Origin of the sequence: Streptomyces sp. NBC_00523, from assembly GCF_036346615.1 — a bacterium.
GTDB lineage: Bacteria > Actinomycetota > Actinomycetes > Streptomycetales > Streptomycetaceae > Streptomyces.
The window spans coordinates 1,472,061-1,486,843 of the sequence record NZ_CP107836.1 but is presented as its reverse complement, the minus strand read 5'-3'; the positions used below and the strand labels follow the sequence as shown (position 1 = coordinate 1,486,843).

General features: G+C 72.5%; 15 protein-coding genes. 9 read left to right on the top strand and 6 right to left on the bottom strand.

Annotated elements, in window-relative coordinates; genetic code table 11:
* Nucleotides 1–58 precede the first annotated feature (58 nt).
* Together OHS17_RS06660 and OHS17_RS06655 are read right to left on the bottom strand one after the other, a co-directional pair.
* On the bottom strand, nucleotides 59–1,042 hold the full coding sequence (locus OHS17_RS06660; protein ID WP_330311417.1) for a DMT family transporter: 984 nt from the start codon (nucleotides 1,040–1,042) through the stop codon (nucleotides 59–61).
* 44 nt (nucleotides 1,043–1,086) lie between these two features.
* On the bottom strand, nucleotides 1,087–1,734 hold the full coding sequence (locus OHS17_RS06655) for a TetR/AcrR family transcriptional regulator (RefSeq protein ID WP_147973191.1): 648 nt from the start codon (nucleotides 1,732–1,734) through the stop codon (nucleotides 1,087–1,089).
* 65 nt (nucleotides 1,735–1,799) lie between these two features.
* Between OHS17_RS06655 and OHS17_RS06650 the strand changes: the two genes are divergently transcribed.
* The 3 genes from OHS17_RS06650 (at nucleotide 1,800) to OHS17_RS06640 (ending at nucleotide 4,010) form a co-directional block, all read left to right on the top strand.
* Nucleotides 1,800–2,951: an acyl-CoA dehydrogenase family protein gene (locus OHS17_RS06650; RefSeq protein WP_330311416.1), complete on the top strand. Its 1,152-nt coding sequence runs from the start codon at nucleotides 1,800–1,802 to the stop codon at nucleotides 2,949–2,951.
* Between the two features lie 59 nt (nucleotides 2,952–3,010).
* A complete protein-coding gene (locus OHS17_RS06645; RefSeq protein ID WP_198957074.1) occupies nucleotides 3,011–3,301 on the top strand; it encodes a YiaA/YiaB family inner membrane protein in 291 nt (96 codons plus the stop codon).
* An 85-nt stretch (nucleotides 3,302–3,386) separates the two neighbouring features.
* Nucleotides 3,387–4,010, top strand: a complete 624-nt coding sequence (locus tag OHS17_RS06640) for a TetR/AcrR family transcriptional regulator (protein WP_164398472.1) — start codon at nucleotides 3,387–3,389, stop codon at nucleotides 4,008–4,010.
* Nucleotides 4,011–4,078: 68 nt separating this feature from the next.
* Here the strand turns inward: OHS17_RS06640 and OHS17_RS06635 are convergent, their stop codons facing one another.
* Nucleotides 4,079–4,540, bottom strand: coding sequence for a MaoC family dehydratase (locus tag OHS17_RS06635; RefSeq protein ID WP_018103661.1), 462 nt, complete (start codon nucleotides 4,538–4,540; stop codon nucleotides 4,079–4,081).
* Between the two features lie 288 nt (nucleotides 4,541–4,828).
* Here OHS17_RS06635 and soxR point away from each other — a divergent pair, with 288 nt between their 5' ends.
* On the top strand, nucleotides 4,829–5,338 hold the full coding sequence (gene soxR / locus OHS17_RS06630; protein WP_164629203.1) for a redox-sensitive transcriptional activator SoxR: 510 nt from the start codon (nucleotides 4,829–4,831) through the stop codon (nucleotides 5,336–5,338).
* Nucleotides 5,339–5,385: 47 nt separating this feature from the next.
* Here the strand turns inward: soxR and OHS17_RS06625 are convergent, their stop codons facing one another.
* Nucleotides 5,386–5,997, bottom strand: coding sequence for a hypothetical protein (locus OHS17_RS06625; RefSeq protein WP_018103663.1), 612 nt, complete (start codon nucleotides 5,995–5,997; stop codon nucleotides 5,386–5,388).
* Between the two features lie 229 nt (nucleotides 5,998–6,226).
* Between OHS17_RS06625 and OHS17_RS06620 the strand changes: the two genes are divergently transcribed.
* The gene (locus tag OHS17_RS06620; protein WP_330311415.1) at nucleotides 6,227–9,064 is read left to right on the top strand and encodes a penicillin acylase family protein; all 2,838 of its coding nucleotides are present in this window, start codon (nucleotides 6,227–6,229) and stop codon (nucleotides 9,062–9,064) included.
* A gap of 42 nt (nucleotides 9,065–9,106) precedes the next feature.
* Here OHS17_RS06620 and OHS17_RS06615 read toward each other — a convergent pair whose 3' ends face one another.
* Nucleotides 9,107–10,393, bottom strand: a complete 1,287-nt coding sequence (locus tag OHS17_RS06615) for an exo-beta-N-acetylmuramidase NamZ family protein (RefSeq protein WP_330311414.1) — start codon at nucleotides 10,391–10,393, stop codon at nucleotides 9,107–9,109.
* A gap of 201 nt (nucleotides 10,394–10,594) precedes the next feature.
* Here OHS17_RS06615 and OHS17_RS06610 point away from each other — a divergent pair, with 201 nt between their 5' ends.
* Genes OHS17_RS06610 through OHS17_RS06600 form a run of 3 tightly spaced genes read left to right on the top strand, consistent with a single transcriptional unit; the run spans nucleotide 10,595 to nucleotide 13,647 of the window.
* Nucleotides 10,595–11,359 (top strand): SDR family oxidoreductase, encoded by a 765-nt coding sequence (locus OHS17_RS06610; RefSeq protein ID WP_330311413.1) that lies wholly within the window; start codon nucleotides 10,595–10,597, stop codon nucleotides 11,357–11,359.
* Nucleotides 11,356–13,014: an AMP-binding protein gene (locus OHS17_RS06605; protein WP_330311412.1), complete on the top strand. Its 1,659-nt coding sequence runs from the start codon at nucleotides 11,356–11,358 to the stop codon at nucleotides 13,012–13,014. The genes OHS17_RS06610 and OHS17_RS06605 overlap by 4 nt, the downstream gene beginning before the upstream one ends.
* Before the next feature lie 39 nt (nucleotides 13,015–13,053).
* Entirely contained in the window at nucleotides 13,054–13,647 is a 594-nt protein-coding gene (locus OHS17_RS06600; protein ID WP_018103668.1) for a TetR/AcrR family transcriptional regulator, read from the top strand.
* Here the strand turns inward: OHS17_RS06600 and OHS17_RS06595 are convergent.
* Complete coding sequence (locus OHS17_RS06595; RefSeq protein ID WP_330311411.1) at nucleotides 13,637–14,524, bottom strand: LysR family transcriptional regulator; 888 nt, start codon at nucleotides 14,522–14,524, stop codon at nucleotides 13,637–13,639. The two genes, OHS17_RS06600 and OHS17_RS06595, sit on opposite strands and share 11 nt — an antisense overlap.
* A 93-nt stretch (nucleotides 14,525–14,617) precedes the next feature.
* Between OHS17_RS06595 and OHS17_RS06590 the strand changes: the two genes are divergently transcribed.
* Nucleotides 14,618–14,782: a hypothetical protein gene (locus tag OHS17_RS06590; protein WP_018103670.1), complete on the top strand. Its 165-nt coding sequence runs from the start codon at nucleotides 14,618–14,620 to the stop codon at nucleotides 14,780–14,782.
* The last annotated feature ends 1 nt before the right edge of the window (nucleotide 14,783 follow it).

Genomic DNA, 14,783 nt, shown 5'->3' with positions numbered 1-14,783 from the left:
GTCCTCCGGCGCGGAGGCCGGTGGTGAGCAGCCGGGCGGGCTTCGCCGGCCCGGCTGCTCAGCTCCGGTCCGCTGCCGGGTCCTCCGCGTCGTGGCGGGGGCCTTCCACCGCCGGGGCCGGGTCGCCAGGCGTCGGACCAGTGCGCGGACGCATCCGGGAGACCCCCACCCCGGCCAGGCACAGCAGGCCGCCGCCGACGGTGAGCGGGGCGGGCACCTCGTCCAGCAGCAGCCACGACATCAGCACCACGAGCGCCGGGACCGCGTAGGTGGTGGCGCCCATCCGCCCGGCGGTGGTGCGGGCGAGGGCGTACGCCCAGGTGGTGAAGGCCAGCGCGGTCGGGAAGAGCCCGAGGTAGACCATGTTGAGCGTCGCGGACAGCGGCGCGTCGGCGGCGTCCGAGACCAGCGCCCCGGAGAACGGCAGACACGCCACCGTCCCGGCCAGGCAGCCGAACGTGGTGATCTGGAGCGCTGATCCGTGCCGCAGCGCCGGCTTCTGGCCGACCACCCCGCCCGCGTACGCCACCGCCGCCAGCAGGCACAGCAGCACGCCCAGGACCGACGAACCCCCGTGTCCCGACATGGAGAGCCCCACCACCGCCGCGCCCGCGAAGGACACCGCCATGCCCAGCACCAGCCGGCGCGGCAGCCCCTCGCCGAGCAGCCGGGCACCGAGCAGCGCGATCAGCAGGGGCCCGATGTTCACGACCATCGCGGCGGTCCCCGCGTCGACCTGCTGCTCGCCCCAGTTCAGCACCACCATGTACAGGCCGAACCACAGCAGCCCGGACCGGACGATCCCCGGCCAGGCGGCCCGGGACGGCAGCCCCTCGCGGCGTACGAGCAGCAGCGTGCCCAGCGCCAGGGAGCCGGCCAGCAGCCGGCCGAGGGCCAGCGCGCCGGGGGAGTAGGCGTCGCCCGCGCTGCGGATGGAGACGAAGGCGGAGGCCCAGAGGACCACGGTGGTGGAGGCGGCGGCCGCGGCCCGCCAGTCACGGGGGGCCGGGGGCGCGGCGGCGGGGGAGGGGAGCGTCGTCATGGACCTGACCGTACGGCCGGGAAGGTTCGGCGCCCACCGAAGGGTCACCGCTCGGACCGGGGCGGGACGTACTGCAGCGCGAGCCCGTCCACCAGGGCCCGCAGCCCGGTCTCGAACGCGCCCTCGTCCACCTGCTGCCGCCGCTCGGCCAGCAGGTGCGCCTGGCCCAGGTGCGGGTAGTCGGCGGGGTCGTACGCGGTCTCGTCGTCCACGAAGCCCCGGGCGAAGGAGCCGAGCGCCGAGCCGGTGATGAAGTAGCGCATCAGCGCCCCGATGTACGTGGCCTGGGCGGGCGGCCACCCCGCGCGCACCATGGCCCCGAACACGGCGTCCGCGACCCGCAGACCGGCCGGGCGGCGCCCGGGCCCCTGCGCGAGCACCGGGACGATGTGCGGATGCGCGGCGAGCGCGGCCCGGTAGGAGACCGCCCAGTCGTGCAGGGCGGCCCGCCAGTCCCGGGGGTCGGACTCCTCGAACATCGACAGGTCGACCTGTGCCGAGACGGCGTCCGCGACCGCGTCCAGGATCTCGTCCTTGTTGCGGAAGTGGTTGTACAGCGAGGGCCCGCTGACCCCCAGCTCGGCCGCCAGGCGGCGGGTCGAGACCGCGTCCAGCCCTTCGGCGTCCACGAGGGCGCTCGCCTTCTCGACGATGCGTTCTCTGCTCAGGAGGGGCTTGCGCGGGCGGGCCATGCGGCACATAGTAGGCCCTGCCAGATGAAAACTAGCAGTGCTAATTAAGGCGGAGGGTGCGGCCGATGAACCTGGAGCTGAGCGAGGAGCAGGAGGCCGTCCGGCGGCTCGCCGAGGACTTCGTCGCCCGCGAGGTCACCCCGTACGCGGCCGAGTGGGACCGGGCCGAGAACGTCGACAAGTCGATCGTGAAGAAGCTCGGCGCCCTCGGCTTCCTCGGCCTGACCGTCCCCGAGGAGTACGGCGGCTCGGGCGGCGACCACCTCGCGTACTGCCTGGTGACCGAGGAGCTGGGCCGGGGCGACTCCTCGGTGCGCGGGATCGTCTCGGTCTCCCTCGGCCTGGTCGCCAAGACCGTCGCCGCCTGGGGCGACGAGGAGCAGAAGCGCGCATGGCTGCCCCGGCTCACCTCGGGCGACGCGGTCGGCTGCTTCGGGCTCACCGAGCCCGGCACCGGCTCGGACGCGGGCAGCCTGGCGACCCGGGCCGTGCGGGACGGCGGCGACTACGTGATCAACGGCAGCAAGATGTTCATCACCAACGGCACCTGGGCCGACGTGGTGCTGCTCTTCGCCCGTACCAACGACACCCCCGGCCACAGGGGCGTCTCCGCCTTCCTGGTCCCCGCCGACGCCCCGGGCCTCACCCGCCGCACCATCCACGGCAAGCTCGGCCTGCGCGGCCAGGCCACCGCCGAACTGGTCCTGGAGGACGTCCGGGTGCCCGCGAGCGCCCTGCTGGGCCCCGAGGGCAAGGGCTTCTCGATCGCGATGTCCGCCCTGGCCAAGGGCCGGATGTCGGTGGCCGCCGGCTGCGTCGGCATCGCCCAGGCCGCCCTGGACGCGGCCGTCGGATACGCCGGTGAACGCGAGCAGTTCGGCAGGCCCATCGCGGGCTACCAGCTCGTCCAGGAACTCATCAGCGACATCTCCGTGGACGTCGAGGCGGCGCGCCTGCTCACCTGGCGGGTCGCCGACCTCGTCGACCGGGGCCAGGACTTCGCCACCGCCGCGTCCCGGGCCAAGCTGTTCGCCTCCGAGGCCGCCGTGCGGGCCGCCAACAACGCGCTCCAGGTCTTCGGCGGCTACGGCTACATCGATGAGTACCCGGTCGGCAAGCTGCTCCGGGACGCCCGCGTGATGACGCTCTACGAGGGCACCAGTCAGATCCAGAAGCTGATCATCGGCCGCGCCCTGACCGGAGTTTCCGCGTTCTGAGTATCTTCTGAGTATCCGAACGGATGTGGCGTGCGTCATACCGCCGGATGCTGGGCGCCATGAGTGAGACGACACCGGTCAAACAGCAGACCACCGGCGCCTACTTCGGGCAGGCCGTCGCGTCCTTCGGGATCGCGATGGCCGCGGTGACCCTCGGAATCTACTTCCTCGACGCCGACGCCTGGGTGCGCGCTTTCCTCGCCATCGGGGTCCTCTACCTGGTCACGTCCTGCTTCACGCTGGCCAAGGTCATCCGTGACCGGCAGGAGGCGGGCCAGCTGGTCAGCCGGGTCGACCAGGCCCGGCTGGAGAAGATCCTCGCCGAGCACGACCCCTTCCAGAAGCTCTGACGCCCACCCGCTCAACGTCTCCCTAAGCGCTTGCTCAGGATCGGGGTATGGTGTGCGTCCTGCTGACTGAGAGGGGCGAGCGACGATGAGCACGGCGCAGGAGACCGACGCCGAGGACCCGCCGTGGGCCGAGGTGACGCCCGAGGCCGCCCGGCGGCTCCTCGTCGCGGCCGTCGACGCCTTCGCCGAGCGCGGGTACCACGCGACCACCACCCGGGACATCGCGGGCCGCGCCGGAATGAGCCCCGCCGCGCTCTACATCCACTACAAGACGAAGGAAGAGCTGCTCCACCGGATCAGCCGGATCGGCCACGACCGTGCCCTGGCCGTGCTGGAGGCCGCCGCGGACAGTGACGGCACGGCCGCCGAACGGCTCGCCACCGCCGTACGCTCCTTCGTCCGCTGGCACGCCGAGCGGCACACCACCGCCCGCGTCGTCCAGTACGAGCTGGACGCGCTCGGCGAGGAGCACCGCACTGAGATCATCGCGCTGCGCCGCAGGACCGACGCGGTGGTGCGCCGGATCATCGGCGAGGGCGTCGCCTCCGGCGAGTTCGACGTACCGGACGTGCCGGGCACCACGCTCGCGGTGCTGTCGCTCTGCATCGACGTGGCGCGCTGGTTCAACGCGCAGGGCAGCCGGACCCCCGACGAGGTCGCCGAGCTGTACGCGGGCCTGGTGCTGCGGATGGTCGCCGCCGGGCGCTGAGCACGGCCGAACGCCCCCGGTCCCGCGCGAGGGACCGGGGGCGTTCGCGTACGCACGCGGGCGCGGGCTCAGAAGTAGTAGCGCGACACCGACTCGGCGACGCAGGCCGGCTTGTCGCCGTCCTCGCGCTCGACCGTCACGACGGCGGTGATCTGCACGCCGCCGCCCGCCTCCTCGACGCTCTTCAGGACGGCCGTCGCGCGCACCCGGGAGCCGACGGGCACGGGGGAGGGGAAGCGGACCTTGTTGGTGCCGTAGTTGATGCCCATCTTCGCGCCCTCGACCGCCATGACCTGCGGGACGAGCACCGGCAGCAGCGACAGCGTCAGATAGCCGTGCGCGATGGTCTTCCCGAACGGGCCGGCCGCCGCCTTCTCCGGGTCCACGTGGATCCACTGGTGGTCGCCGGTGGCGTCGGCGAACAGATCGATCCGCTTCTGGTCGACCTCCAGCCAGTCGCTGTACCCCAGCTGCTCGCCCACGCCGTCCCGCAGCTCCTGCGCGGACTCGAAGATCCTCGGCTCAGCCATGTCCCTGCTCCTGCCCTTCACGCTCCACTGATCGTCCACGCTTTTTCAGACCGACCGGCGAGTGGAGGGCGGCGTCGCGGGGCTGGGCACGCGCATCTGCGGCGTTGTCGTCAATCACCAACGCTCCGCGTTGCCTCAATCCTCCGCCTTGCAGCTGCACGCACCCAGCCCCGCTCCTTTACCCGCCCTCCACTCGCCGGTCGGTCTAAGCGCTTGCTCAGCATCGTGCGCGGGTGCGTTCCTGTCAACGACGGACCGGCCGGGCACCGGCCACGTAGGGTTCGACGGGTGCCCCAGATCCCGCAGACACTTCACGAACTCACCGTCGGCCAGCTCTCCGCGCGCAGCGGCGCCGCCGTGTCGGCCCTGCACTTCTACGAGGCCAAGGGCCTGATCAGCAGCCGTCGCACCAGCGGCAACCAGCGTCGCTACAGCAGGGACGCCCTGCGCCGGGTCGCCTTCGTCCGCGCGGCCCAGCGGGTGGGCATCCCGCTGGCCACCATCCGCGAGGCGCTGGCCGAGCTCCCCGAGGAGCGCACCCCGAACCGCGACGACTGGGCGCGGCTCTCGCACGCCTGGCGCTCCGAGCTGGACGACCGGATCAAGCAGCTGGGCCGGCTCCGCGACCACCTCACCGACTGCATCGGCTGCGGCTGCCTCTCGCTGGAGACCTGTGTCCTGTCCAACCCGGACGACATCAACGGCGAGAAGATCAGCGGCTCGCGCCTGATGCCGGAGCGCAAGGCGGACCGTGCACCGGCCGCCCGTGCGGCGGAGAGTGCCGAGGGCTGCTGCTGACCGGATGCGTGCCGGGCGGCCCCGCTGCGGGCCGCCCGTATCCCGTCTCAGGCCACCGTCGCCAGCTCGCCCGCCCGGTCGCGGCGGGCCCGTGCCAGGGCCGCCGGGGTGAGCACGGGCTGCGGCACCACGATCCCGCACCCCGTGCAGACCGGGCCCGACCACGGCTCGGTGTCCAGGTCGTGCCGCCAGGTGATCCCGGTCTTGCCGCACACCGGGCAGCCGGCCCCGGGCTCCGCCTCCAGGGCCGAGATCAGCCGGGCCAGCACCTCGGCGAGCGGGGCCGAGGGATGGACCGCCGGGTCGTCGCAGCGCGCGACGCCGTTGCCGCCCCAGGTGCGCCGGTGCCAGTCGTCGAAGGCGCCGGGCCGGCGCAGCCCCCGGTGCTTCTCCCGCCTGCGGCGCTCCGCGAACCCCGCCTCGTAACCGAGCCAGACCGTGCGGGCCCGCTCCAGCTCGTCCAGTGCCCGCACCAGTCGCACCGGGTCCGGGGCCCGGTCCTCGGGGGCTATGCCGTGCCGTGCGCACAGATGGTCCCAGGTCGCCCGGTGCCCGTAGGGGGCGAAGCGTTCCAGGCACTTGCGCAGCGAATACCGCCGCAGTGCCAGGTCGCTTCTCGGGTCGCGGACCTGTCTCGCCAGACTCCGGAAACCGGCCATTGAGCCGCCACCTCCGTCGCTCGTACTCCGTCGCCCGTACTTCGGCGTCAGGGGATGGACGTACGCCTGCCCGGATCGGCTCCATCCAAAGGCCGAAGCGTCCGAAAGATGAGACGCCGCACAGAATCCGGCGGCATGTGGCGATTCGGAAAAGGTGACCGATGTTCATCTTACCGACCGGTCGTACCGCCAGTAACCTGCCGCGCATCGGCCTCTCGGAGGAGTACGCATGCCCCCACGCACCCGTATGACCCGCACCGGTACCACCAGAGCCGCCGCCCTCGCCGCGGCTCTCGCCCTCAGTACGTCCCTGCTCGCCGCCGCTCCCCACGCGGGCGCCGCCGAGGCGGATCCCGTCCCCGACTACTGCCAGGGGCAGTGCGACGACATCCTGCCGCCCGGCGCGAACGGCAACGCCACCCTCGTCGAGATCCTGGGCAACAAGGCGTTCGGCACCCACCCCGCGCACAGCGACGACCAGCTCGACCGCTACAACGGGCTGGTCGCGGGGCACACCGGGCTCACCGACCAGAAGCTCACCGACTTCTTCAACGACGCCTCGTTCGGCGTCCCGAAGGACCAGGTCGAGTCCGTCACCTCGCCGCGCGACGACGTCACCATCACCCGCGACAAGTCCTCCGGCGTCCCGCACATCAAGGGCACCACGCGCTACGGCACCGAGTTCGGCGCCGGGTTCGCGGCCGGGCAGGACCGGCTGTGGCTGATGGACCTCTTCCGGCACATCGGGCGCGGCGAGCTGACCTCGTTCGCCGGCGGGGCCCTCGCCAACCAGGGCCTGGAGCAGCAGTTCTGGCCGCAGGCCCCGTACACCGAGGCCGATCTGGAGGCCCAGGTCGAATACATCAGGACCCATGAGGGGGCCAGGGGCGAACAGGCCATGGCGGACGCGCAGGCGTACGTCGACGGCATCAACGCCTACCGCAAGAAGTCGAAGGACGGCCGCTACTTCCCCGGCGAGTACGTCCTGACCGGCAAGATCGACGCCATCACCAACATCGGCGAGATCCAGCCGTTCAAGCTCACCGACCTGATCTCCATCGCCTCGGTCGTCGGCGGCCAGTTCGGCGGCGGGGGCGGCGGCGAGGTGCAGGCGGCGCTGTCGCTGCTCTCCGCGCAGCAGAAGTACGGGGTCGCCGAGGGCACGAAAGTCTGGGAGTCGTTCCGCCAGCGCAACGACCCCGAGGCCGTGCTCACCATCCACGACGGCACCTCCTTCCCGTACGCCGACAAGCCCGAGAACGCCGTCGGCACGGCCCTCCCGGACCGGGGTTCCGTCACCACCGAACCGCTGATCTACGACCGCACCGGTTCGGCCGGCACCGGAGTGAAGGCCCCCGTCAAGGCGCCCTCCGCGCTCAAGAAGGCGCAGGGCATCTTCGACAACGGCGTCATCCCCGAGGGCTCACTGCCCGGGTCCGGCTCCGGCGCCCAGAAGCGCGGGATGTCCAACGCCCTGCTGGTGTCCGGCAAGAGCACCGCGAGCGGGCACCCGGTCGCCGTGTTCGGGCCCCAGACCGGCTACTTCGCGCCGCAGCTGATGATGCTCCAGGAGCTCCAGGGCCCGGGCATCAGCGCGCGCGGCGTCTCCTTCGCGGGTGTCGGGATGTACATCCAGATGGGCCGGGGCCAGGACTACGCCTGGAGCGCCACCTCGGCGGGCCAGGACATCACCGACACGTACGCGATCGACCTCTGCGAGCCCGACGGCTCCACGCCCACCAAGGACTCCACGCACTACCTCTACCGGGGCACCTGCACCGCGATGGAGAAGATGGAGAAGTCCAACTCCTGGAAGCCGACCGTCGCGGACTCCACCGCCAAGGGCTCGTACCGCATGCAGGTGTGGCGAACCAACTACGGCATCGTCACCCACCGCGCCACCGTGGGCGGCAAGCCCGTCGCGTACACCACGCTGCGCTCGACGTACCGCCACGAGGCCGACTCGATCATCGGCTTCCAGATGCTCAACGACCCGGCGTACGTCACCGACGCGGCCTCCTTCCAGCAGGCGGCGAGCAGCATCGACTACGCCTTCAACTGGTTCTACGCCGACTCCCGCACCGCCGCCTACTACAACAGCGGCATGAACCCGGTGCGCGCGCGCGGCGTCGACCCGGCGCTCCCCATCCGCGCCGAGAAGGCGTACGAGTGGCAGGGCTACGACCCGGCCGCCAACACCGCCTCGTACACCGCCTTCGCCGAGCACCCGCACTCCAGCGGCCAGGACTACTACATCTCCTGGAACAACAAGCAGGCCGAGGGGTACGCCGCTTCGGGCTTCGGGCTCAGCGCGGTGCACCGCGGCGACCTGCTGGACGACCGGGTCTCGAAGCTCGTCGCCGAGGGCGGCGTGACCCGCGCCTCGCTCACCCGGGCCATGGCGGACGCGGCCCTCACCGACCTGCGCGGCGAACAGCTGCTGCCCGAGCTGCTGAAGGTCGTCCGCTCCCAGCCGGTCACCGACCCGGACCTGAACGCGGTGGTCCAGCAGCTGGACTCCTGGCGGGCGTCGGGCGCCCAGCGCAAGGAGACGAGCCCCGGCTCGCACACGTACGGGCACGCCGACGCGGTCCGGATCATGGACGCCTGGTGGCCGCGGCTGATCGAGGCGGAGTTCCGGCCCGGTCTCGGTGACGACCTGTACGGGGCGCTCACCGCGAACCTCGCCACCGACGAGTCCCCGGCCGCCAGCCACGGGCCGAGCGGGGCGCACAGCGGCTCGGCCTTCCAGTACGGCTGGTGGGGCTTCGCCGACAAGGACCTGCGCCAGGTGCTCGGGCAGGAGGTCAAGGGCCCGCTGGCCAAGCCGTACTGCGGCAACGGCGACCTGAGCGCCTGCCGTACGGCGCTGCTCGCCTCGCTCAAGGAGGCGGCGGCGGTGCCGGCGGCCGAGGTCTACCCGGCCGACGACAACTGCAAGGCCGGCGAGCAGTGGTGCACGGACTCGATCATCCACCGCGCGCTGGGCGGCATCGCCCAGAAGGCCATCCACTGGCAGAACCGCCCGACGTACCAGCAGGTGGTGGAGTTCCCGAGCCACCGTTGAGACCGCGGCCGGGCGGGTCCTCGCGGGCCCGCCCGGCCCACCTCACCGGTACTGCAAGTACCGCTTGCGGACGGCCCGGAACTTCGCGAGGTCCGCAGCCCACGCGCCGACGACCTCGTCCAGGTCCGCCCCCGCGTCGATCATCGTGCGCACCCGCGTGTTGCCGGTCAGCTTGTCGATCCAGTTGTCCGACCGCCACGCGAACCCGCTCCACGTCCGCTTCGCGGTGATCAGCAGCGCGATCCCCGTACGCACCGGGTCGAAGACCTCGCGGTCCAGGACGTGCAGCTGCACGCCGCCCACCGTGACGCCCTGGAACTTCGAGAACGTCGGCGCGAAGTACGCCTCGCGGAACGCCACCCCGGGCAGCTCCAGCGCGTTGGCCGCGTCCGCCCACGTGTGGTCGATGCCCTCCGCGCCCAGCAGCTCGAACGGGCGGGTCGTGCCGCGCCCCTCGGAGAGGTTCGTCCCCTCGAAGAGGCACGTGCCGGAGTAGACGAGCGCCGTGTCGGGCGTCGGCATGTTGGGGCTCGGCGGCACCCACGGCAGCCCCGACGCGTCGAAGAAGTCGGAGCGCGACCACCCCGTCATCTTCACGGTCTCCAGCTCGGCCGGGCGGTCCTTCAGGAACTCCCCGTTGAACAGCAGCGCCAGCTCGGTCACGGTCATCCCGTGCGCCTGCGAGATCTCCCGCCGCCCCACGAACGTGCCGAACGCCGGGTCGAGCACCGGCCCGAGCGCCGCCCGCCCCGACACCGGGTTCGGCCGGTCCAGCACGACGAACCTCTTGCCCGCGAGTGCGGCCGCCTCCATGCAGTCGTACAGCGTCCAGATGTACGTGTAGAAGCGGGCGCCCGCGTCCTGGATGTCGAAGACGATCGTGTCCACGCCGGACGCCGTGAAGATGTCGGCGAGGGCCTGACCGCTCTTCAGATACGTGTCGTAGACCGGAAGACCGGTCGCCGGGTCGTCGTAGCGCCCCTCGGAGCCGCCCGCCTGCGCGGTGCCCCGGAAGCCGTGCTCGGGGCCGAAGACGGCGGTGAGGTTCACCCGGCTGTCCGGGTGCATCACGTCCACGATGTGCCGGACGTCGGACGTGATCCCGGTCGGGTTGGTGACGACGCCGACGCGCTGCCCCTTCAGCAGGGCGTAGCCGTCCGCCGCCAGCCGGTCGAAGCCGGTACGGACCCGCTGCCCGCCCCCGTGGCCGTTCCCGTGGCCCTTGCCGTGCGACGCACCGGCGGCCGCGGGGCCGGCCGACGCGGCCGTGGCCGCGAGGGCTCCCATCGCACCGCCGGCGCTGAGCAAACCACGCCTGGACAGGCTCATTCGGCTACCTCCAAGATCGCGACGAGTGTCATGGCCACGCACGCTAGCGCGCCGAGCGGCCCGGGGGAACGTGTCGGACGAGGCCGCCGCGCCGGGAGTGGCCGATGGGGCGCCGCCAGCCCTTCCCGCACGCCACCCCTTCCCACACGACATACCGACTGGTTAGTCTGCCGGTGCAGTCGGCTGAGAGGTGCGAGAGCGATGAGTACGGTGCAGGGCGCTGGCGTAGTGGTCACCGGGGCCGGAGGCGGCATCGGCGCCGCCCTCGCCCGCAGATTCGCCGCCGAGGGCGCACGGGTCGTCGTCAACGACCTCGACGCGTCCCGGATCGAGGCGCTCGCCGACGAGATCGGCGCCACCGCCGTCGCCGGGGACGCCTCCCGGATCGTGGACACCGCCCGGGACGCCCTGGACGGCACCATCGACGTGTACTGCGCCAACGCGGGCCTCGCCTCGCCCGGCGACCCGATGGCCGACGAGGAGGTCTGGGCCGCGGCCTGGGACGTCAACGTGATGGCCCATGTCCGGGCGGCCCGCGCGCTGCTTCCGGACTGGCTGGAACGCGGCAGCGGCCGGTTCGTCTCCACCGCCTCCGCCGCCGGGCTGCTCACCATGATCGGCGCCGCCCCGTACAGCGTCACCAAGCACGGCGCGGTCGCCTTCGCGGAGTGGCTGTCGCTGACCTACCGGCACCGGGGCGTGAAGGTCCACGCGATCTGCCCGCAGGGCGTGCGTACGGACATGCTCACCGCCGCCGGATCGGCCGGCGAGCTCGTCCTCGCCCCCGGCGCCATCGAGCCCGAGGCCGTCGCGGACGCCCTGTTCGACGCCATGGCGAACGACCGCTTCCTGGTCCTGCCGCACCCCGAGGTCGGCCGCTACTACGAAGCCAGGGCCGCCGACACCGATCGCTGGATCCGCGGCATGAACCGCCTTCAGCGCACCTGGGAGGAGACCGGAGCATGACCGAGTCCATCTACGCGGCGAAGCCCTGGCTCCCGCTGCTCAGCGAGGCCCAGCGGGCCCCCGTCCACCCCGCCGAGACCCTGGTGCACGCCTTCCGCGCGTCCGTGGACCGCGCCCCGGACCACCCGGCGCTCGCCTACTTCGACGGACGCCTCACCTACCGCGAGACGGACGAGCTCTCCGACTCCGTGGCCGGCCACCTCGCCGCCCGGGGCCTGGAGCGCGGCGACCGGGTCGCGATCATGCTCCAGAACTCCCCGCAGTTCGTTCTCGCGCTCCTCGGCGCCTGGAAGGCCGGGGCCACCGTCGTCCCGCTCAACCCGATGTACAAGTCCGCCGAGGTCGGCCACGTCCTCAAGGACGCCCAGGTCACCGTCCTGATCTGCTCGGACCGGGCCTGGGAGGCGTATCTCCGGGACACCGCAGCGGCCGCGCCCGGCGTCCGGATCGCGCTCACCGCCTGCGAGCTGGACCTCCAGACGCAGAACGACGAGCGGGTCCTCAACTTCGAGCGGCTGCCGGTCGCCGGGGACGCCGACGACCTGGTCGCCGTCGCCCGCCAGGGCCTCCCCGCGCCCGCCGGACGGGAGCTCACCGCTTCCGACACCGCGCTGATCAGCTACACCTCCGGGACCAGCGGCACCCCCAAGGGCGCGCTGAACTCCCACGGCAACATCATGGTCAACGCCGAACGCCAGCGCACCGGCCACCCCGTCCCCGGGGGCGCCGCCTACTTCGCGCTGGCCCCGCTCTTCCACATCACCGGCATGGTCTGCCAGCTGGCCGCCTGCCTCACCAACGCGGGCACCCTCGTCCTCGCCTACCGTTTCCACCCCGGGGTCGTCCTCGACGCCTTCGCCGAGCACCGCCCCGCGTACACCGTCGGGCCCTCCACCGCCTTCATGGCGCTGGCCGCCACGCCCGGCGTGACGCCCGGGCACTTCGCGTCCTTCCAGGTCATCTCCTCCGGCGGCGCGCCGCTGCCGCCCGCGCTCGTGGAGCAGTTCCGGGCGGGCCTCGGCCCGTACATACGCAACGGCTACGGCCTCACCGAGTGCACCGCCCCCTGCGCCTCCGTGCCCCCGGAGCGCGAGGCGCCCGTCGACCCGGGCTCCGGCACCCTCTCGGTCGGCGTGCCGGGCCCCGACACCGTCGTCCGCATCCTGGACGAGAACGGCGCGGAGGTGCCCTTCGGGGAGCAGGGCGAGATCGCGGTGCGCGGCCCGCAGGTCGTCTCCGGCTACTGGGGACTGCCCGAGGCCACCGCGGCCGCCTTCCCCGACGGCGAGCTGCGCACCGGCGACATCGGCTTCATGGACCGCGAGGGCTGGCTCTACGTGGTCGACCGCAAGAAGGACATGATCAACGCCTCCGGCTTCAAGGTGTGGCCCCGCGAGGTGGAGGACGTCCTCTACACGCACCCGGCCGTCCGCGAGGCCGCCGTCGTCGGCATGCCCGACGCCTACCGGGGCGAGACCGTCCGGGCCTACGTCAGCCTGCGCCCCGGCGCGTCGGTGGAGCCGGACGAGCTGGGCGCGTACTGCAAGGAACGGCTCGCCGCCTACAAGTACCCGCGCGAGGTCGAGATCCTGGCCGAGCTGCCCAAGACGGCAAGTGGGAAGATCCTCAGGCGGGAACTGCGTTCAGCCCGCTAGCACAGACCTACGCGTACGTACGGAAGGAAGGCGGCGGCTATGGCCAAGGAGACGGACGGGAGCGGCACCCCCGTCCCCCAGCGACTGCTGGCCGCCGCCACCCGGCTCTTCGCCGAGCAGGGCTACGACCGCACCTCGGTGCAGGAGATCGTGGAGGCGGCCGGAGTCACCAAGGGGGCGCTGTACCACTACTTCGGCTCCAAGGAGGACCTGCTCCAGGAGGTGTACGCCCGGGTGCTGCGCCTCCAGCAGGAGCGGCTCGACGCCTTCGCGAACGCCGAGGCGCCCATCGAGCAGCGGCTGCGCGACGCGGCGGCCGACGTGGTCGTCACCACCATCGAGAACCTGGACGACGCCTCGATCTTCTTCCGCTCCATGCATCACCTGAGCCCGGAGAAGAACAAGCAGGTACGGGGCGAGCGGCGGCGCTACCACGAGCGCTTCCGCGCCCTGGTCGAGGAGGGCCAGCGCAGCGGCGTCTTCTCCACCGCCACCCCGGCGGACCTCATCGTGGACTACCACTTCGGCTCGGTCCACCATCTGTCGACCTGGTACCGCCCGGACGGCCCCCTCACCCCGCAGGAGGTCGCCGACCACCTGGCCGACCTGCTGCTCCGGGCGCTCAGACCGTAACGGGCTCCCGGCCGCACAGGCGGTCGAGCAGCGCCTCCGCCGCCGGGTTGCGCGGCCGGGGCGCCCGGCCCACCAGCAGCACGGTCCGGCCCGGCTCCGGCTGCCGGATGGTCACGCACGGCAGCCCCGCGTCCTCGCCGATCCGGCGCGGCACGATCGCCACCCCGATGCCCGCCCGGACGAGGTCGACCAGCAGCCGGATCTGCGTGACGTCACAGGTGATCCGGCGCTCCAGACCGCAGTGCGCGGCCAGCCTGCGCACCGCCGTCTCCAGGCCCGTGCCCGCCCGGAAGTCCACGAACGGCTCGTCGGCGAGGTCCTTGATCAGGGTGCGCCCCGCCGTCGCCAGCGGGTGCCCGGGCGCGGTGATCAGCACCAGGTCCTCGTGCCAGGTGGCGAACGCGGTGACGCCCTCCGGCAGCTCCGCGGTGTCCGGCGCCAGATAGGCCAGGTCCAGCTCCCCGGCGCGCACCGCCGCCACCAGCTCCGGTGTCGTCGCCTCGCGCAGTGAGATCTGCACCCCGGGCCACAGCCGGTGGAACGCGGCCAGTTCGGCGGCCAGGTCGACGCAGGTCAGCGTCTGGATCGTGCCGACCCGGACCCGCCCGGTGGCCAGCCCCGACACGGCCGCCACCGCGTCCCGGGCGGCGTCCGTCCCCGCGAGCACCGTCCGCGCGGCGGGGAGCAGCGCCCGGCCCGCCTCGGTGAGGACCACCCGGCGGCCGGTGCGGTCGAAGAGCTCGGCGCCCAGCTCCCGTTCCAGGTTGCGCACGGACGTGCTCAGCGCCGACTGCACGATCAGCTCGGCGCGGGCGGCGGCGGTGAAGCTGCCGTGCGTGATCACCGCCATGAAGTGGCGGAGCTGGCGAATCTCCATCCGCCCACGCTAGCGGCCCCCATCTACGTTATCGATGGGTGGCAGCGAATCCATCTGTTGGACCACCTCCCGGACCGGGGCCAAGCTGGATTCATGGCGCACATCCAGAGCACCACCCGCATCCCCGCCCTGTGGACCGTGGCCTACGGCCGCCGCCGCTCCCTCCCGGTCAGGCTGCTGGCCCGCACCCTGCTGCGGGTGCGGGCCTTCGCCCGCGAACTGGCCCTGGCCGACCACGTACCGTACGGGGGTTATTGAC